General features: G+C 56.2%; 12 protein-coding genes. 8 read left to right on the forward strand and 4 right to left on the reverse strand.

What is annotated here, in order from left to right; all coding sequences use genetic code 11:
* The first annotated feature begins 176 nt into the window (after positions 1–176).
* From DWX25_RS00775 to DWX25_RS00790, 4 genes are all read left to right on the forward strand, one after another.
* A complete protein-coding gene (locus tag DWX25_RS00775) occupies positions 177–962 on the forward strand; it encodes an ABC transporter ATP-binding protein (protein ID WP_117735470.1) in 786 nt (261 codons plus the stop codon).
* Positions 952–3,174, forward strand: a complete 2,223-nt coding sequence (locus DWX25_RS00780) for an ABC transporter permease (protein ID WP_117798442.1) — start codon at positions 952–954, stop codon at positions 3,172–3,174. The genes DWX25_RS00775 and DWX25_RS00780 overlap by 11 nt, the downstream gene beginning before the upstream one ends.
* Positions 3,175–3,625: 451 nt before the next feature.
* Positions 3,626–5,359: a LuxR C-terminal-related transcriptional regulator gene (locus DWX25_RS00785; protein WP_199412284.1), complete on the forward strand. Its 1,734-nt coding sequence runs from the start codon at positions 3,626–3,628 to the stop codon at positions 5,357–5,359.
* A gap of 124 nt (positions 5,360–5,483) precedes the next feature.
* Positions 5,484–7,397 carry an ATP-binding cassette domain-containing protein gene (locus tag DWX25_RS00790; RefSeq protein ID WP_147335801.1) on the forward strand — a complete coding sequence of 638 codons (1,914 nt, stop codon included), beginning with the start codon at positions 5,484–5,486 and terminating at the stop codon, positions 7,395–7,397.
* A gap of 675 nt (positions 7,398–8,072) precedes the next feature.
* Here DWX25_RS00790 and DWX25_RS00800 read toward each other — a convergent pair.
* Positions 8,073–9,038, reverse strand: a complete 966-nt coding sequence (locus tag DWX25_RS00800; protein WP_158553144.1) for a response regulator transcription factor — start codon at positions 9,036–9,038, stop codon at positions 8,073–8,075.
* A gap of 329 nt (positions 9,039–9,367) precedes the next feature.
* Here DWX25_RS00800 and ptcA point away from each other — a divergent pair, with 329 nt between their 5' ends.
* The 4 genes from ptcA (at position 9,368) to DWX25_RS00835 (ending at position 15,635) form a co-directional block, all read left to right on the forward strand.
* Positions 9,368–10,441, forward strand: coding sequence for a putrescine carbamoyltransferase (ptcA, locus tag DWX25_RS00805; RefSeq protein WP_055252459.1), 1,074 nt, complete (start codon positions 9,368–9,370; stop codon positions 10,439–10,441).
* Between the two features lie 132 nt (positions 10,442–10,573).
* Entirely contained in the window at positions 10,574–12,013 is a 1,440-nt protein-coding gene (locus DWX25_RS00810) for an APC family permease (RefSeq protein ID WP_117798443.1), read from the forward strand.
* Between the two features lie 367 nt (positions 12,014–12,380).
* Positions 12,381–13,586 (forward strand): agmatine deiminase family protein, encoded by a 1,206-nt coding sequence (locus tag DWX25_RS00820; RefSeq protein WP_117646255.1) that lies wholly within the window; start codon positions 12,381–12,383, stop codon positions 13,584–13,586.
* 639 nt (positions 13,587–14,225) lie between these two features.
* Positions 14,226–15,635, forward strand: a complete 1,410-nt coding sequence (locus DWX25_RS00835) for an APC family permease (RefSeq protein WP_117798445.1) — start codon at positions 14,226–14,228, stop codon at positions 15,633–15,635.
* A gap of 36 nt (positions 15,636–15,671) precedes the next feature.
* Here DWX25_RS00835 and DWX25_RS00840 read toward each other — a convergent pair whose 3' ends face one another.
* The 3 genes from DWX25_RS00840 to DWX25_RS00850 all read right to left on the reverse strand — a co-directional run bounded on the left by DWX25_RS00840 (position 15,672) and on the right by DWX25_RS00850 (position 18,787).
* A complete protein-coding gene (locus tag DWX25_RS00840; protein ID WP_055252464.1) occupies positions 15,672–15,863 on the reverse strand; it encodes a hypothetical protein in 192 nt (63 codons plus the stop codon).
* 758 nt (positions 15,864–16,621) lie between these two features.
* Complete coding sequence (locus tag DWX25_RS00845) at positions 16,622–17,272, reverse strand: GNAT family N-acetyltransferase (protein WP_055252465.1); 651 nt, start codon at positions 17,270–17,272, stop codon at positions 16,622–16,624.
* A gap of 483 nt (positions 17,273–17,755) precedes the next feature.
* The gene (locus DWX25_RS00850) at positions 17,756–18,787 is read right to left on the reverse strand and encodes a 3-deoxy-7-phosphoheptulonate synthase (protein WP_055252435.1); all 1,032 of its coding nucleotides are present in this window, start codon (positions 18,785–18,787) and stop codon (positions 17,756–17,758) included.
* Positions 18,788–19,177 lie beyond the last annotated feature (390 nt).

A 19,177-nucleotide genomic window follows, 5' to 3' on the forward strand; every position in this document is an offset into this window, starting at 1 on the left:
TCAAATGCGCCCTCATGCCTCAAAAGCTTCGGATGGGGCAGCTAAAAAAGCCCCGTCCCAAAAAGACTACCCTTACCTTACGCAACGGTAAGGCAAGCGTAAGCCATATCGATGGTAGCCGACTCGGCTTCTTGCGACTATAGATGCCGTAGACTAATCGCAAGAAAGGACTCGGTATGCAAACCACGCAAACGGCAACCCCGGTACTGGAGGTCGCGCATCTCGAAAAGGTATATGGAGCGCTGGGCAACGTGACCCGCGCGCTCAACGACGTCAGCTTTACCGTCAACCGTGGCGAATTCGTCGGCATCATGGGCGCCTCGGGCTCGGGCAAGTCGACGCTGCTCAACTGCGTGTCGACCATCGATAGCGCCACGAGTGGCACCATCCGCATCAACGGCCAGGACGTGACGCGCATGAAGCAGGCCAAGCTTTCGCAGTTCCGCCGCGAGGAGCTTGGCTTTATCTTCCAGGACTCCAACCTGCTCGATACGCTCACGGCGCGCGAGAACATCGCCCTGCCGCTCACCATCGCCCGTATGAACTCGGCGGAGATCTCGACCCGCGTGCAGGATGTGGCTGCGCGCCTGTCCATCAGCCAAGTGCTCGACAAGTACCCCTACCAGATGTCCGGCGGCCAGCAGCAGCGCGTTGCCGCCTGCCGCGCGCTCGTCACCGACCCCACGATGATCATGGCCGACGAGCCCACCGGCGCCCTCGACTCCAAGAGCGCCCGTCTGCTGCTCGAGAGCCTGGAGGCGCTCAACCGCCGCCTGCGCGCCACGGTGCTCATGGTTACGCACGATAGCTTTGCCGCCAGCTACACGAGCCGTGTGCTGTTTATCCGCGACGGCAAGATCTTCACCGAGCTGCGCCGCGGCGACACCGACCGCCGCGAGTTCTTCGACCGCATTATGGAGGTCGTTGCCATGATGGGCGGTGAGGGCTCCGATGCTCTGTAAACTCGCTTGGGGCAACGTCCGCCGTGCCGGCCGCGACTACCTCGTCTACTTGTTGACGCTCACCCTGGGCGTCACGGTCTTCTATGCCTTTAACACCATCTCGATGCAGGTCGACATCGCCGGAATTGATGAAGAGGGCTTGGCGCAGGTTATGGGCAGTATGCTCGGCGACCTGACGTACTTTTTGGCCGGTGTCATGGCCTTTTTGATGGTGTACGCCAATAACTTCATCATGAAACGCCGCAAAAAGGAGTTTGGCCTGTACCAGGTGCTCGGCATGGGGCGCGGGCGCGTCGCCACGATCATGGCGCTCGAGACGGTGATTGTCTCGGTGGTGGCCTTTGTTGCCGGCATTGTGCTGGGTGTGGGACTCTCCCAGCTCATGACGTTCTTTACGGCCTCGCTCTTTAAGACGCAGATCGCCAATTTCCACTTCTTTTTCTCGATGCATGCGTTCAATCTGACCCTTGCCTGCATGCTCGTAATGTTTGTGCTCACGCTACTGCTGAACCTCCGCGCCGTGCGTCGTACCAAACTCATCGAGCTTATGGGTGCCGAGCGTCGCAACGAGACCATCAAGACACGCAACCCCTGGATCGCGATTGCCATCTTTGCCGTGGGCGTGGTGCTGGTGGGCGTGGCCTATTACCGTCTGCTACGTGATGGGTTCCCGCTAACCGCGACGGACAGCAAGCTGCAAGAGGCCATGAACCAGTTTGGTATTACGACCGCTATGGTTACCGCGGGCACCTTTGCCCTGTTCTGGGGACTCTCGGGCATGCTCATCAAGCTGCTGCAGAGCCTGCGCGGCGTGTATTGGCGCGGTCTCAACATGTTTACCGTGCGCCAGCTTGCGGCCAAGGTCAACACGGTGTGCTTTTCGATGGGCGTCATCGCGATGATTCTGTTCCTTGCCATTACTTCTGTGACTTGCGGTATGTCGATTGCCAGCGTGATGAACGAGAACCTGGAGCGCTATAATCCGGCCGACATGTCGCAGACGTATGTCTATTACACGCCCGATACGCTCGACTACTACAAAGAGTACGTCAATCCGTCTGAGGCCGATCGCATGGTGCTGGCCGATAGTACGGTCGATTTGTACTCCGCATGGCACGGCGATCCATGGCACGGCGATCGTAAGGACAAGTCGGCGGACAACAACGACGAGACCGGCAAGAAGGTCAATATCGCCGATGTTGCCGGGGAGCATGTGCAGATCGATTCGTATCTGAGTTACCCGCTTGGCGGCTCGAATCCTTCGGTGATCCCAAGTGAGATGTGCAAGACCATGGGCGAAAAGCTCCCCAAGGCGTTCGAGGGCAGCAACGCCGACATGACAGGCCTGTCTGTGACGCCGGCAAGTCAGTACAACAAATTGCGCCAGATGATGGGCGAGGAGCCGGTGAGCATTGGCCGCGACCAGTACTTGCTTACGTGTGATATGGGCGGTGAGCTGGTCGACCTGTACACCAAGTATATGGCTGGCGGCCATGCCCTTACCTTGGGCGGGCATACGCTCAAGCCCGCAACCGATAAGTCGGACGAGGACACGGCGGCCATCGCCAACTCGGCGATGGGCAGTAACGGGGGTACCGTCGTCGTTGCCGACGAGCTGTTGTCCCAACTCAATCTGCAGCCGTATTCCAGTAGCCTGCTCGTTAACTACAAACAGGGGATGGATACGACCGAGGCAGACGAGAGTATTAAATACACTGTGCTCGACAATCTGCTCGTTGACGGCAAGGAGCCGGGATCGTGGGGAATCTTCATCACACGCTCCGAGATGTACGCGCAAGCAGCGCAAATGAACGGTCTTATTAGCTACCTAGCCATCTACATCGGCTTTGTATTGGTCGTTGCATGCGCGGCGATTCTGTCGATCCAGCAGCTCTCCAACGTGGCCGACGGCAGCCGCAGCTATCGTGTGCTGGCACAGATCGGCTGCGACGACCGCCAGATTCGCCATTCGGTGATGGCGCAGCAAGCGGTATTCTTCCTGTTCCCGCTGGCAGTGGGCTTGGCGCACTCCTTTGTGGCGCTCAAGGTGATCATCGAGCTGGTGAGCATCTTTGGCAACATGAGCATCGGTGGCACGGTGGGCCTTACCTGTGCGATTTTCCTGGCAGCCTACGGCGGCTACTTTCTGGTAACGTACCTTATGAGTACCGGCATGGTGCGAGCCGCCATCGCCACCCGCTACAGCGAGTAACAAGCGGGTAAAACCATCGCAAAGCCACTGCGAACAACCGCTGCGGAGGGAGTCGGACTCCCTCCGCAGCGGTTTTTTGTCTATCGGATGCCTTTCAGATGCAAGTGAGTAGACTTTTTTGGATTTGCCGAGCACATCGCGACAAATGCGCGGTATAACCGCAGGTCAGCGCTGTGGCGTTTTGGGGCGTGCTTGGCCTCCTGCAAAAAGTCTACTCACTTGGTTTTGCTGTTAGAAAGCCGCCGCAAGGGAAAGCGGCTCCGTTGACGTTTGCCCAGATAAAACCCGCCAAAATAAACCTGTCCCTTTTTGGCAGGTTATCGCTTCCAAAAGTGGAGGATCAGGGTGGCGCCTTTTTGCGGAAGGGGCACATTGATTAATTCGGGTAACAGTTTTTTACGCCGGGGACGATGTTAAAATAGCCTAAATGCTATCTAGGAGCTTTGATTTTATGGCAACTGAGGCGGCTACCCTACAAAACGTGACGCGCTCGTTCCTCTGGCATCCAATTATGTTGTTTATAGGGGCGGCTGGTCTGTATTGTGTGGCGCCAAGTATTTATGCGGGCCTTTCTGGCACCGTTCTTATCGGCCTGCATCTGCTTTCGGGCTTCTGTGTGGGCCTCATCTCTCGCCCCGTGGGACCGGGTATTTCCAAAAGGCTTTTTGGACTTATGCTCGCAGATATTGCACTTCTTTTGATGTACACGATATCTCTTAATGTGTTTCATCAATTTCATGTTGTGGTTTCGGCGCTCGCGTTCATTTTGTTGTTGCTAGCCCCCTTGCTTGTCGCTTGCTGTTCTTGGGCGCTTGGCGGTGAATTCGCAAACATGCGTGCGGGATCAAAGGGGAAACATGTAGCCGATGACCCTACTCTCCACGGGTATCCTGAGCTTGCTCTTTACGGCCCCGTTGTGCTCTTGATTGCTTTGCTTGTTGGCCTTCAGTTTCTTCTCGTTCCGTTGATGGAGTCCATCGGTTCTTTCCTTTCCGTTAACGCCGAGATGGGGGTTGCTGCCTCGCTCGCCGAACCTCTTGCGTTTGGTAATGCTGCCGTTATTCTTGATACGGATTGTTTGTTTTCGCGCAATATAAACATCGGAGCTGTGCTCCTGAGCTTTGGTGGGCATCAAGAGATCGTATTGCTTCTGGTTACCGCCTTGGGCAGCATTCTTGCCAGGGCCATAACGCGATTTTTACCAGACTTAACGAGCACTTTTTCTGCGGCTGCCAAATTAGGAGGAAAGCACTCTTCAGTTGCCGATATCCCTGCGGCTTCGGGTTTTTCTCAAAGGGAGTTCGCGGTTTTCTCTATGAGGATAGAGGGAAAAACGTACGAGGAGATTGCTTCTGCCTTGGACATTTCCCCGTCTACCGCCCGTACCTATTTGTCGCGGGCATTGACTAAAACCGGATATAAGAGCATTTCAGAGGCGACCGCTGGGCTTCTTTTGTCAAAGGATGCGTGGCATCTTGACGCAGCAAATGGCCATGATCACCGTTCAGAATCGCTGGGGCCCTCATCGTCCAATCGGAACTGCAGGATAGTCTTCGCCTGCTTCTTGTTTATGTATGCGTCTGGAATGGGCATCGAGGAAATCCTCGTATATTTCGGCTTTGAGCATGATGCGATAATCCTATCGATAGCTATAGTGCTTGTGGCCCTGTGTTGCCGTGCGGCTATACGGTGGATGTCTGAAATACACTCGTGCCTTTCGCCTGAACTTACTCTTTCTTCGGTGTCTGTGGGTGCTGGAGCAGCGTTCTGGGTTCACGATGTGGTAAGTCGGCTGTACATTTTCTTTGAGTCCGTTGGGAGCGGTGAGGCCGTTGGCGGCCTTTTGCTTGCTTTACGCGTGACTGCGTTCCTTGTTGTACTTATCCTTATGGCTTATTCGCTGCTATTCTTGCGTTCGAAAGATACAGTTCGGGCGGCTGATCGACGCGATGTCGTGCGTGAGGCTTTCTTGAGGCTTGGCTTCACGCCGCTTTATGCCGACATCATGGCATGCGTTTTTGATGGTAATAGAACCGCCGAGATTTGTGCGCATCTTAACGTTGCTCGGGGAACCGTCAAAGAGGCCAAGAGCAAGAGCTATGCCTTGCTTGGAGTTCACTCAGAGCGTGAACTTAGAGATAGGGTTTTTAGTCTTATAGCAGATGTTATAGAAAATAGCAGGTAGAAGCCTGTAGACAAACAAGATTGTAAATCCATCCCACGCGTCTACAGACAGTTCTGACGATAAAGGTGATACTTCCGGACAACGGGTCCGACGACCCGTGCGTTGCGATCCGGAGGTGCTTACTGTGAAGACTTGTGATTGCCTCACATATGTACGGCTTAATTTAGAAATACTTGCGCACAACCGGGGAACTATGTTGCTGACGGCGCTGCTCGCGCTCGTATTCTGCATCCCGGTATTTCTATCCGTTCCAACGGGAGCGGATTATCTATATGGTAGAGCTTCCATCGAAGATCAGAGAGCCCTTTTGGTCTCTCAAGTCTCTGACGGCGTTTATGACACTGCCCCACAGGAGCTCAACAGCATCATTGCCGACGAAAGGGCGTGCCTTGATCGAGCGCTTGAAAGCAAGGCAGACTCCAGAGAGTATTACGATGCGATTGCCGATTACGACAATCTATTGCTCAAGGAATACCGACTCGGTTATTTGAATGGCGTTGATTCGGAGTTATCGCTTGAGGCCCAAGGGCGTCTTCCCCGAGCCATAGCGATGCTGCCCCATCCGGAATCGTACGGCTCAACAACAAAAATGCCTGGGATGATTCTTCTCGCATATTATTGCGGCGCTGTTCCGGCAATAGCGTGGCTTTTAGTTCCGGTCCTCGTCCTCTATATGTCGCTTGAGGGGGATGGAAAGCGGTTCTACGATCGGGCGTTGTTGTCAAAGTTAGAGATGAATGCATGCCGCGTTCTCGTCTCTGGTATTGCATCGACGGTGGTTTTGGTTCTGGCGTTGGTTCCCTGTTTTGTATTGGCAACGGTGTTTAACGGTGTCGGTCAGACAGAGTACCCAGTCGTATTCATTCAGTATGGTGACGTAGTCGAAAGAACTGTGTTAGTTCAGCTAGGGCTATTTGCCGTCTTTGAAGCTGCGCTGTCGATGATGTTTGCTTGCTTGGGCGTGTGCGTGTACGCCGGAAGCAGAAACAGGGCCATTTCGTCTATGGTGATCGCTCTTGTGGGGGGCATAAGCCAGCTTCCATTTTATGCGAGCAAAGATGCTCCATGGCATGCGTTGCTGCCGTATATGGTGTCGAGCTATTCTGCCTCTTCGTTTGCGCTCGGCGGCGCTTCTTACGCCAATGGAGCGGAGGTATCTCTCGTTCCTGAAGCCAGCGCATCGCACTGCTTCTTTGCCGTGATGGGCGCGTTTGTTGTTTGCGCGTTGGGAGTCATCTCGTTTTCGCGTCTAAAAAGCAAGAATCGTTGGGCCTGGAACCATATTCGCCCGGATAGTTTGGGCGAGAAAAGCTTGCTCTCTCTGTCGCTGGATGCGTTGACGGTTGGAAAAAAGCAGCTGGTAAAGGGATTGCAGCTTGATATGACCGCTGGCCAGATATGGGGTCTTGTCGCGCCAAATGGACATGGCAAGACTACGTTACTTAATACTCTTTGGGGAGATGCTGGGCCATCAGTGCGCGTGTCAGGTGCTCTCTGCTTTCATGCAAAACTATGCGTCGACTGTGAGGAAATGAGAAAGGTATTCTTCTTGGTTCCGAATAGGCCGTCGCTGTTGATTCCATACATGACCGTTGCTTTTCATCTCGACCGATGCAGGCAAATTTGGCATTCACCTCGCACTTTGGACCAAGTGCTTGATCGCTTTGACTTGACTGAGCTGATGAATACGCCCGTATCTAGGCTGTCTGATGGAAATAGACAATTACTTAATGTGGCGATGGCGTATATGTCCTATTGCGAAGTCGTCCTTTTGGATGAGCCCATGAATGCACTTGATGTGAGACACGTTGCGATCGTTTCGAATGCTCTTAGAGATGAAGCGGGTAGGGGAGCACATGTCATCATCTCTTCTCATCTTATCGGAAACCTCGAATCGCTCTGCGATGCCGCCGTATTGCTCACAGGAGATGACTCGCGTGTCGTTACCCGAGAAATGGGAGGTGATTCGGAGTGGATCGGTAATGTGTACACGCAGCTTTTCAAGACGAACGACAGTGAAACTAGGAAAGGAAGATAACCATGAAACGCCATGTAACGAAGAACTTTGTGAAGGCAATGTTCGCATGTTTTATGCTTACTCTGTCGATGGTCGCAATTCCCGTTTATGCGACGGCGCAACCAGATGCAGGTTCTGTTGCACCTTGTCGTCTTGTGACGGCGGATGTCTTGGACACCTACAAATCGTTCTCCACTGCAAACCACCCGAGTGAGAATATTGACTGTTTCGATCAGACATACAAGAGGCTGTCTTTCAAAACTTCGTATTCTCGTACGGGGCAAACGATTCTCTATACGGGTGCAGCGTTAAGCCCACGCGGCAACGGGATGCCCGGGTTTGAGACAAAATATCAGTGCACATATCGTACCTGGTAGATAACTCTAGGATCGGGTCTTTCCGAATAACTTTGCAGTGAACTTGTTTAACGCTGCAGCTCCTTCGTTTATCTCAATCTGTAACATCTGGCTGGCAAAAACGCCTCCACCTGTTACAGATCGAGATTATTCGACGCGCGCTCTGTAACTCGTCTCGATCTGTAACAGTAAGACGGCGATTTGGCCTCCATATGTTACAGATTGAGACGAAAGAAATTGTGAGTCAAAAGGCCGTCGCGAGGGAAAGCAGCTCCCCTCGCGACGGTTGGCGTTTGCCCAGATAAAACCTGCCAAAATAAACCTGTCCCTTTTTGGTAGGTTATCGCTTCCAGAAGTGGAGGATCAACGTCGTGCGGTTTTGCTGCTCGGTTTTGACCAGGATGTTGTGGATGTGGGTCTTGACGGTGCCTACGGCAAGGAATAGCTCGTCGGCGATCTCTTGGTTCGATTTGCCCAGCACAACCAGACGCAAAACCTCGGCCTCGCGGTTGGAGAGCCTGTAGGCGTTGCGGTAGAAGGGCATCTGCTCTTCGATGTGTCGATCAAGATCGCTGACGTTCTTTTCCTCGGGTGCCTCCTGCATGCGAATCGAAAGCACGTGATAGGCATAGATAATCAGCAGGATCGCAAAGTAGCACGCAAAGATATTCTCGCTAAAGTTGCGCTCGGATAGGTACAGCTGCAGCCAGGAGGGTGCCAGGCTCATGGGGACGACCAAGATGTTGTAGAAGTCCTCGGCAACGATGCACCCGACCAGAATGGCGCCGATAATGAGGTGCTTTCGTTGATTGTTGACGCGCGCCTTAAGCTCGACCTGCGTGCTTTTATGCGCCGTCCAAAAGATATAGAGCCCCACAAATACAAGGAATACCTGACGCATCGTGTAGTAGAGCCATTGATGCATGGGGCCGTAGGGGACAGCGACAATGATCAGCAGCTCGCTCAGGAAGAACGTTGCGACGGGAATTACAAACTGCTTTTTTGAATGTTTGTCGAGCAAGTCCATGGCAATGAGCCAAATAAAAGCTTGTGAAGCGGTTGCCACAAGCGTCCGCAACACAGGCATGGTAATTGAGTAATAGTCGCTGGCCGGAAAACTCTGGTTTTGCAGCGTGTATTCAAAAAAGAAAATCTCGGTCATCTCGATGGCATAGCAAATAAAAACGCCGCTGCCATAGATAAAGAACCGTCGACGAGACGAGGCATAGGCGGCAAGCGAAAGCACTGCCGTCACAATACAGATCACGAGTATCGCTAGGGTATAGAAGAACATCAGAGTGTTCATCTGCCACCGTCCCATCTCATTTATCTATGGCCGAGTCCTGTATATCTTGTGGGATATAGACGTCTCAACCCTTCGTTCCATTGCGGATTAGGCGCCGAGTTACAGCATAGCCGTATACCGTTCGCTGTTCTAGATACTAAACCCCCTGCAAGCTCGCTACCTGCGGGTTTATATTGGATTAGAGAGGTTGTAACTCCGTGAACGGTCTTTAATCCCGAATAAACTAGGTAAAAATTGCATACGGGTGAATGATGGTCTTGTCAACACGAGGCGTGATGTTCGAGCGCCTCATAGTAATAGTCGGCACGACCGGCGGAAAGGAAATTGACATGGCACTGCCTAAGGATTTCATCGACACCAATGACTTCACCAAAGAGCAGATCCTGGCTATCGAGGATCTTGGCCTGGCAATGAAGAAGGCCATCAAGGTTGACGGTTATTATCCGCACCTGCTCCGCAACAAGAGCCTTGGCATGATCTTCCAGCAGGTCTCCACCCGCACCCGTCTTTCCTTCGAGACCGCTATGACCGACCTCGGCGGCCATGCTCAGTTCTATGGCCCTGGCACCATCCAGCTCGGCGGTCACGAGTCCCTGGGCGACACCGCTCGCGTTATGGGCTCGCTGCTCGACATCATGATGGCTCGCGTTGACCGTCACAAGGACGTCGTCGGCCTCGCCGAGGGCTCCGCTGTGCCCGTCATCAATGGCATGTCCGAGTTCAACCATCCCACGCAGGAGATGGGCGACCTCATGACCATGCTCGAGAACCTCCCCGAGGGTAAGAAGATCGAGGACTGCACCCTGGCCTTCATCGGTGACGCCACCCAGGTCTGCGTCTCCCTCATGTTCATCGCCTCCAAGGTCGGCATGAAGTTTGTCCAGTTTGGACCTAAGGGCCACCAGGTCCCCGACGGCGGCCTGCACGTTGGCACCGTTGAGGAGCGCGCCGAGTTCGGCAAGCAGATGATGGCCATCGCCGAGGAGAACTGCAAGGTCTCCGGTGGCTCCATCGTCATCTCCGACGACATCGAGTGCATCAAGGGCGCCGACTTCATCTACACCGACGTGTGGTATGGCCTGTACGACGAGGAGGTCTCGGGCGAGAATTACATGGACGTGTTCTATCCCAAGTATCAGGTCACCATGGACATGATGAACTTTGCCGGCCCCAACTCCAAGTTCATGCACTGCCTGCCGGCCACCCGCAACGAGGAGGTCGTCGACGAGGTCATGGACGACCCTGAGCGCTCCCTGTGCTGGGTTGAGGCCGAGAACCGCAAGCACTCCATCCGCGCTCTCCTTGCCGCCCTGGGCAAGCGCACCCCGCTCAACGACGAGGGTGTCGAGTACTCCGCCAAGGCTGAGCTCCACGCCGCTCTCAAGGCTCTCGAGCAGCTCTAAGCCTCAAGGCCGCTAAAAGTACGTTTGCGGGCGGCGGATACTCGTCTCCTGTCGCCCGCTCACCGAGGCTTAAGCAATTGCCTTAGTACCTTGGGCCTCGGATCTGTCCAAGACTGAGCGAAGGAGCTCATCATGAGCGACGGAAAGAAAAAGCTTTCCTTCTTGACGGTCATTTCGACCATCATCTGCGTCGTCTTCGTTTGCGAGGCCGCCGCTCCTGCTGCTGCCATTGGCAACCAGCAGTTCTTCTGGTGGATCTTCCTGATCCTGACCTTCCTGCTCCCTTATGGCATGGTTGTTGCCGAGCTCGGTACCACCTATGACGGCGAGGGCGGCATTTACGACTGGGTACGCGACGGCCTGGGCGACAAATGGGGCGCCCGCATTTCGTACTACTACTGGGTTAACTACCCGCTGTGGATTGCCTCGCTGGCTACCATGTTCCCCGACATTTTGGGCATGGTCTTTGGCGTCGAGTTCAACTTGATCGCCAAGATGGGTATCGATCTTGCCTTTGTGTGGATCGTCTACCTCATGGGCCGCTCCAAGGCGTCCGACTCCGAGTGGGTCCTTAACGGTGGCGCCATCATCAAGGTCGCCGTCGCGGTTATCGTTGGCGCTCTGGGCATTTGGTATGCCATGGAGAACGGTTTTGCGAACGACATGTCCGCCGCCACCTTCCTGCCCGAGCTCACCAACACCAACGCTCTCGGTTACCTGTCGATCATCATCTTTAACTTCATGGGCTTCGAGGTCATCTGCACCATGACCGACGACATGGCCGATCCCGCTCGCGATATCCCCAAGGCTATCATCGTCGGTGGCCTGTCCATCGCTGTGATCTACCTGTTCGCTGGCTTTGGCATCGGCGCTGCTGTGCCGGCCGATTCCATCGACCCCGACTATGGCATGATTGTCGCAGTCCAGACCATGGTGGGCGACTCCATGATCTTTAAGGTCATCTGCATCGCCTTCCTGATCACCCTGTTCGCCAACATGGCCGCTTGGTCCTTCGGCGTTAACTCCGTTGCTCGCTACGCTGCCGAGCACGGCAACATGCCCAGGGTCTTCGCCTCGATGATCTCTGACGACGATATGCCCAACGGCGCCAACCTGGTCAACGCCATCGTTGCCTCCCTGGTGCTGTGCCTGCAGCTGGTTCCTATCGACGCCATCTCCAATGGTGTTTTCTGGATGCTCTTTGGCACCTCCGTCGTCTTCCTGCTGCTCACCTACATCCCGATGTTCCCGGCGTTCCTCAACCTTCGTAAGAACGACCCGAACCGTGAGCGCATCTTCACGTTCCCGTTTAAGGGTGCCATGATGAAGGTCATGCTGGCCATCCCTTGCATCGAGCTGATCCTGGCCATCGTTGCAACGCTGGTTCCGTTCTCCGTCGATGAAATTGCTGACAAGGTCCCGATGATCGTTATCTTCATCGTGCTTCTGCTCATCGGCGAGGTTGTCCGCGTCGTCAGCGCTAAGGGCCGCGAGACCGAGTACAAGGGCCTCACTCCCGAGCTGGCAGCTCAGCGTCTCGCTGAGGAGGCCGCCGAGGCCGAGGAGAACTAGAGCACCCGGTTCTGGGGCTCCAACCCTCCTCGCGTACCAACGTGCGCTTCGTCGGGCTTGTCGCTCCCGACTCCGGGCACTCTAGCCTCTTTGGAGACGTGCCCAAGCGACAGGTTTGCTAACCATTCCCTGGGGTGGGTGTGAGCGATAGCTCCGGTAACCACCGCCCACCCCAATCTCTCTTCCGTATCCTTCGTGCGTTTTGTCTCCGCGCACTTGGTTACGTCGTCGCTCGCCGGTGCGACTCCGTGAAAACCGGCGCCGGGCGCCCCGACCTTTGCCGGGGAACGGGCGCCTACCATCTCTTGGTTTTAGGCTGCGGGTAACCCGCCCGCAGCAAGCGATCGTTCGATTTGGAGGAAATCTTATGCGTACGATCACCGAGTCCGAGTCCACCCCCAAGGCCGACGGCTTCTTTATGCCCGCTGAGTTCGCCCCGCAGGATCGCGTGTGGATGGGTTGGCCCCACCGCACCGACACCTGGGCCCACGGCGCCAAGCCGGCTCAGAAGCAGTATGCCGCCATCGCCCGCGCCATCGCCGAGTTCACCCCGGTTACCATGTGCGCCAACCAGGTCGACTATGCCAACTGCAAGGCCGTCTTCGAGGAGGACGAGAACGTCACCGTCATCGAGATGACCACCGACGACGCCTGGTTCCGCGACACCGCCGCCACCTACGTCATCAACGGCAAGGGCGAGAAGCGCGCCAACCACTGGCACTTCAACGCCTACGGCGGTCTCGTCGACGGCCTTTATTTCCCGTGGGACAAGGACGAACAGATCGCCCTTAAGATGGCTGAGCTCTCCGGCTGCCGTCGCTATCGTCCCGATGACATGATCCTCGAGGGCGGGTCCATCACCGTCGACGGCGAGGGCACCCTCGTCGTGACCGACCAGTGCCTGCTTTCCCCGGGCCGCACCTGCTCTGCGGTTCTGGAGGAGGAAGAGGACCCCGAGTCCATCTGGCCCAAGTACCACAAGAAGTTCGAGCCCTGGAGCGAGGAGCTTCGCGCCTACATGGACGAGCACCTCAAGGATTACCTGGGTGTCGAGAAGGTCATCTGGGTCAAGGAGGGCATCGACCCCGAGGAGACCAACGGCCACATCGATGACGTCGCCACGTTCATCGCCCCGGGCGTCATGGCCTGCATCTGGACCGACGATCCCGAGTATCCGTTCTACGAGCAGTGCCACGCTGCCTACGAGACCCTCTCCAACGCCGTTGACGCCAAGGGCCGCAAGATGAAGGTCTACAAGCTCTGCATGCCCGTGAACCCGCTGTTCATGGACCAGGCTTCCTGCGACACCATCGACGCCGACGAGAACGCCGAGCCGCGCGTTCCCGACGAGCCGCTGATCGCCTCCTACATGAACTACCTGGTCACCAACCACGGCGTTATCGTCCCGCAGTACGGCGACGAGAACGACCAGTTGGCCGTTGACACGCTCCAGAAGATCTATGACGAGGTCTGGGGCGAGGGCGTCTACAAGTGCGTCGGCGTTCAGTCCGAGCAGGTCGTCTTCGGCGGCGGCAATATCCACTGCATTACGCAGCAGGAGCCCTCGGCGTAACTCAGGCACGCCACCTTGGCGTTCACTCGTCGCTTACGTAGCGTCAGTACGCTTCGCTCCTCGTTCGCGCCAATCTGGCGCACCTGAGCACGCCGAGTAAACGTCTGGCTTTCCGAGGCACCCCATCTCGCCGCTCAAACCGTCGCTCGCGTACCAAAGTACGCTTCGCTCCTCTTTCGCGGCGACCTGGGGCACCTCGAAAACCCAGTCGATCAATCGGACAGGTGGCGTGTCGTCCCATCTCGGGGCATTGATGGGCTGCTGCTTGATGTCTTGGTCGGTTGGGTTGTCTTTGGGCACTCCGTTGCCTCCACATCGGAGTGCCTTTTTTCTTTGATTGAATACGCGTCTGGCCTGGGATTTTTTGCGGGTTAGGCCAATTGTTCGCTTGAATTTCCCAGGTCAGACGCGTCTTCAATTGCCGAAAGTTCCCGGTCGCGAACGCGGCCGTTTTGATCGGAGTATCTATGTACCAGCGTATCGTCATCTACACGCGTCTGTTCCGCGAGCGTTGGTCCAACAACTGCATCCTCTCCTCTCTTTGGGATGGCACCTGTACCGGTGACGCGGCCTGTAACCCTACCTTGGGCTGCGCCTTCGGTACAGATGCCATCCTTTTTGCTGTAGGGGGCGCGCGCCATGGCAGGTAAAAAGTTCTCCCTGATCGAGGTCATCCTTTCGGTTATCTGCGTTGTGTTTACCATCGAGGCGGCGGCTCCGGCATCTGCCATGGGCAACGTGCAGTTCTTCTGGTGGATCTTCCTTATCATTACGTTTTTGCTTCCCTATGGTCTGGTGGTGGCCGAGCTGGGTACGGCGTTTGATTCCGAGGGCGGCCTGTACGATTGGGTTCGCTTGGGTCTGGGCGACCGTTGGGGCGCCCGTTGCTCTTGGTGCTACTGGGTTAACTTTCCGCTGTGGGCGGCAAGTATCGCCTGCATGTTCCCCAGTGTCATTAATGCGGTGTGGGGTATCGAGTTCTCACTCGGGATCCGAATTGCCATCGAGATTGCCTTTGTGTGGGGCGTCACGGTCATGGCAATGCAGCCGGTGGCCGAGGCCGATTGGGTTATGGACGGCGGCGCCGTCATCAAGGTGCTCATTACCGCTGTGGTGGGAATCGTCGGCATTTGGTTTGCCTGCAATAACGGCTTTGCCAACGACATGTCATTTAAGACCTTCATTCCAGATCTGGGCGACACCAATTCGTTGACGTACCTATCGATTATCCTGTTCAACTTTATGGGCTTCGAAGTGGTCGCGACTTTTGCCAGCACGATGAAGAACCCGTCGCGCGATATCCCCAAGGCGGTTATTGCCGGTGGCGTGGCCATTGCGGCAATTTACATCATTTGCGGCATTGGCATTGGAGCCGCGGTTCCCACCGAGCAGCTTTCACTCGATTCGGGCATTGTGGACGCAGTCGCCGCTATGGTGGGGCGCACCCACCCGCTGACGATGGTCGTGGGCGTGGCCTTTTTGGTGACGCTGTTCGCCAATATGATCTGCTGGAGCTTTGGCGTCAACAACGTAGCGAGCTATGCCGCGCGCCATGGCAACATGCCGCGTCCCTTTGCGTTGGTGTCCAAAAAGACCGGCATGCCCAACGGCTCGGCGCTCATTAACGGCTGTTTTGCCAGCCTGGTGCTGCTGCTCCAGATTCCGCTGGGTGAGGGTTCCGACGTCTTTTGGGTCTTCTTCTCGATGAACGTCGTCTTTCTGCTCATGAGCTATATCCCGATGTTCCCAGCGTTTTGGCGCCTGCGCAAATACGACGATCGCCCGCGCGTGTTCCGCGCGCCCTTCGAGGGCAAGGTGCTTGCGGTGGCGCTTGCGATTCCCGTGGTGGAGCTCGTGCTTTCGATTGTTGCTACGATTGTGCCGCTCAACAGCTCACCTGCCGAGATGGCAAAGTTGCCGATTCTCGCGGGCGTAGTGATTGGCCTGTTATTGGGCGAGGTTTCGCGCCTCATATCGCGCCGCGGCCGAAGCGTCGACAATCCCGGCGTTGGTGCACGGGGGTCAGGTTACTTTGCACCAAAACAGTAAGCGCCGCGAGTTGCGCAGCGCTTGGTGCATCTTGGATTACTGTTCGCGGTGCTCGGGATCGGAAACGAGCTTAGGCGCAAAGTAGGGGACGTGGCCCAGGTAGGGGCAGCTGTCCGAACGCTCCTCGACGACACAGGGGACGTCATTGTAGGTAAGTGAGTCGCTCAGGTGGACGATGGCCTTGGCGGCAGGGGCAACGAGTATTTTGAGCAGTGCGATAGGCGCCATGGCATCTCCTTTCCTGCATGCGACCCGTGTTTTAGCGCGAATGTGTACGCCGCAAGTCTAACATCCCGCCGCGGAGAGCTCCAAACCACCACAAAGGGGACAGGCACCTTTGTGGTGGATTTGGGGTTTGACCAGATAATACCTGTTATCGCTCCCAGGCAGTCGTCGGGGACGTTCTAAAACGGTTATAGGTTACTATCCAATAACGCCTCTGAACTGGGCTACTATTAGATTATGGAAAACACTACTGCAAGATTATGGCAAATGATACTGTCAGATTATGGCGTGTGCTGCTGTAGTCGTCGGGGGCCTGCCTTATGAGCGCCGGCATGGTGCGAACTGCCATCGCTGCCCGCTACAGCGAGTAGCAAGCGGGCAAAACCGCCTCAAAACCAGCGCGAACAACCGCCGCGAAGAGGATCGGACCCCTTTCGCGGCGTTTTTTGCCTATCTGGAGCGCCTCAAAACCAAGTGAGTAGGCTTTTTTGGATCTGCCGAGCACAGCACGACAAGTGCTCAATAAAACCGCAGGTCAGCGCTGTGGCGATTTGGGGTGTGCTCGGCTTCCTGCAAAAAGTCTACTCACTTGGTTTTGGCTGCTAGAAGACCGCCGCGAGGGAAGGCAACTTCCCTCGCGGCGGTTGGCGTTTGCCCAGATAAAACCTGCCAAAATAAACCTGTCCCTTTTTGGCATGTCCCTTTTGGCGTGGCTGATTGGTTTGGGCTGTTTTGGAGAAAGCCATGAGGCGGCACTCAGGCTAATCCTGCGTGTCGCCTCCGTACATGTAGACGATAAAGCCGTCGCCGGTGTCTTGGCTGTGATCCTCCAGGATGCGCTTCATGTTGAGGTGCTCGTAGAACTGCCAGTCAGAGTTGCAGTCGCTCATCAGGAAGAATTTGGTGCACCCGTCTTTGGCGAGTTCGGCGCGCGCAAGGTCGATGAGCTCGCGGCCGAGTCCCTTGCCCTGCCACTTGGGCACAATGATGATCAGGTTGAGCTGGCCCTGGGCATACTCGTTGCCCGTGGCGGCAAAGCGATCGGCCGTTGCCTTCTCACGGCTGTCGCCAAAGAGCGAGCCCTCGAGCTTGGCGTCGGCAGTCTTTGCCATCTCGGTTGCCTGGGCGAACATCTCGTCGTAGCAGGGTACCCACGTGGGGTTGGTACGCGGCTTGCCGTTCTCGAAGATGCCGATGCAGCAGGCGGCGATAATGCGGCCCTCGGCCTCGGCGACAAGCGCGATGGGGGAGCGCTGCAGCTGCATGGCGATGTTGAAGCGCGCGCAGAAATCGGCAGCTTCGACGTCGCCGCGGTTGCGTAGCGTGTTGCACCACAGCTGGTTGTAGATGGCGGCGATGCCGGTCAGGTCATCAAGCGTGGCGGCGCGCAGGGTTACGTTGTCAAGGCTCACGGAGGCTCCTTCCAGGTAGGGTCAGGCCACCTCTGAGTGTGACATGGGCGCACCGCCGCTGCAGCAACCATTCGGCAGACGAGCCCCGATCCTTCGGGGGCGGAGGAAAAGGGATCACGAGGATAGTCATTGGGGACGTTCTTAAACGACTAGTCAAACAAGAGCGTCCCCAACGACTACCCCAAGGAATGTCCCAGACTGCCGGCAGGAAAGGAACGTCCCCAACTGCCGCATCTCCGCGGATATGAGACTGAGCCGAAGGCGTCGATGACATGCCGGGGGCGGACCGGGACGGGTTTAACGGCAGGCCCCGCCGACCGATCGCAAGCGGTCGGCGGGGCCATTGTGGCCCTTGACAGTGGATTGGGTCATATGAGCGAGCGGGTCGCATTTGAGGCAAGGTGACGTGAAACGAAAGGGCGCTGACCTTCTGGTCGCGCCCTTGAAGTTGAACGTCAGATTGTCCAAATGCGGCCCGCGTAACTAAACACGCTCCGCGATCTCGTGGATGAGGTAATCGGTCTTTTCCCAGCCCAGGCACGGGTCGGTAATCGACTTGCCAAAGACGCCGCCGTCAACCGGCTGGTTGCCGTCCTCAAGGTAGGACTCGATCATAAAGCCCTTTACCAGCTTGGAGATGGACTCGTTGCGGCGGCAGCTGTCGAGCACTTCCTTGCAAATGCGATGCTGCTCCAGCGGACGCTTGCCCGAGTTGTCATGGTTGCAGTCGATAACCGCTGCCGGGTTGGCGTAGCCGGCGTGCTCGGTATAGCGTTCGGCCAGACGCTCCAGGTGCTCGTAGTGGTAATTGGGGTAGGTACGACCGTCGAGGCCGATGTAGCCGCGCATAACGGCGTGCGTGAGCGGGTTGCCGTCGCACTCGACTTCCCAGTTACGGAAGATAAAGCTCTGATGCGCCTGGGCGGCGTAGATGGAGTTGAGCATGACGGTGGTGGAGCCGGCGGTGGGGTTCTTCATGCCCACCGGCACCGAAATGCCGCTCGACACCAAGCGATGCTCCTGGTTCTCAACCGAGCGCGCACCCACGGCGACATAGCTCAGCAGGTCGACGAGGTACTGGTAGTTCGACGGGTAGAGCATCTCGTCGGCGGTGAAGAAGCCCGTTTCCTCAATAACGCGCAGGTGCATATGACGGATGGCCTTGACGCCCTCGAGCAGGTCGTCGGGAGCCTCGGGGTTGGGGTTGTGCAGAAGGCCCTTGTAACCGGTGCCCTTGGTGCGCGGCTTATTGGTGTAGACGCGCGGAATGATGATGAGCTTGTCCTTGACCTCCTCGGCGGTCTTGGCCAGACGATTCATATACTCGAGAACCGAATCCTCGCGGTCGGCAGAGCACGGGCCGATGATGAGCACCTTGCGTGCGTCCTCGCCGGTAAAGACTTTGGCGACCTCGGCGTCAAATGCCTGCTTTTTGGCGGTAAGCTCGGCGGAAAGCGGCATTTCTTCGCGGATCTCCATGGGGATCGGCAGCCTGCGTTTGAATTCCATGGCCATAGGGGCCTCCTTTATCAATTAACGGCAACAATTGGCGAATTCTCGAATGCTCGGCATTATCCGCTGTCGCACGCTAAAGTGCAAGCGAAACCTGCCGAAAAGGGACAGGTTTATTTTGGTCGGTTTTATCTGGGGAAATGTCGGCACTCGCCGGAAGGGGGGACCGGCGTACGACATGCTGGAGCAAGTTGGATCTTCTGCGGCATACCCCGTGGACAAAAAATGGCAAATATGAGTACTGTTGCTAGCTTAGTATCATATCGACCTTATAAGATATTAGACACAACAGTAGATATGTTCATTAACGTTGGCACGCAGAAGCATGCTACCGGGCGTTTTGATCAATTTGAAGGCATATCTAGGCCGCAAAGACGTCGTTTGGGGCAGTTT

This window comes from Collinsella sp. AF18-8LB (assembly GCF_003459795.1).
Taxonomy (GTDB): domain Bacteria; phylum Actinomycetota; class Coriobacteriia; order Coriobacteriales; family Coriobacteriaceae; genus Collinsella.

What these genes read in the sequence shown, in the direction of transcription:
- DWX25_RS00820 (WP_117646255.1), top strand. Translation starts at nt 12,381, where the DNA reads ATGCGTACGATCACCGAGTCCGAGTCCACCCCCAAGGCCGACGGCTTC.
- DWX25_RS00780 (WP_117798442.1), top strand. Translation starts at nt 952, where the DNA reads ATGCTCTGTAAACTCGCTTGGGGCAACGTCCGCCGTGCCGGCCGCGAC.
- DWX25_RS00775 (WP_117735470.1), top strand. Translation starts at nt 177, where the DNA reads ATGCAAACCACGCAAACGGCAACCCCGGTACTGGAGGTCGCGCATCTC.
- ptcA (WP_055252459.1), top strand. Translation starts at nt 9,368, where the DNA reads ATGGCACTGCCTAAGGATTTCATCGACACCAATGACTTCACCAAAGAG.
- DWX25_RS00785 (WP_199412284.1), top strand. Translation starts at nt 3,626, where the DNA reads ATGGCAACTGAGGCGGCTACCCTACAAAACGTGACGCGCTCGTTCCTC.
- DWX25_RS00840 (WP_055252464.1), bottom strand. Translation starts at nt 15,863, where the DNA reads ATGGCGCCTATCGCACTGCTCAAAATACTCGTTGCCCCTGCCGCCAAG.
- DWX25_RS00835 (WP_117798445.1), top strand. Translation starts at nt 14,226, where the DNA reads ATGGCAGGTAAAAAGTTCTCCCTGATCGAGGTCATCCTTTCGGTTATC.
- DWX25_RS00810 (WP_117798443.1), top strand. Translation starts at nt 10,574, where the DNA reads ATGAGCGACGGAAAGAAAAAGCTTTCCTTCTTGACGGTCATTTCGACC.
- DWX25_RS00850 (WP_055252435.1), bottom strand. Translation starts at nt 18,787, where the DNA reads ATGGCCATGGAATTCAAACGCAGGCTGCCGATCCCCATGGAGATCCGC.
- DWX25_RS00800 (WP_158553144.1), bottom strand. Translation starts at nt 9,038, where the DNA reads ATGAACACTCTGATGTTCTTCTATACCCTAGCGATACTCGTGATCTGT.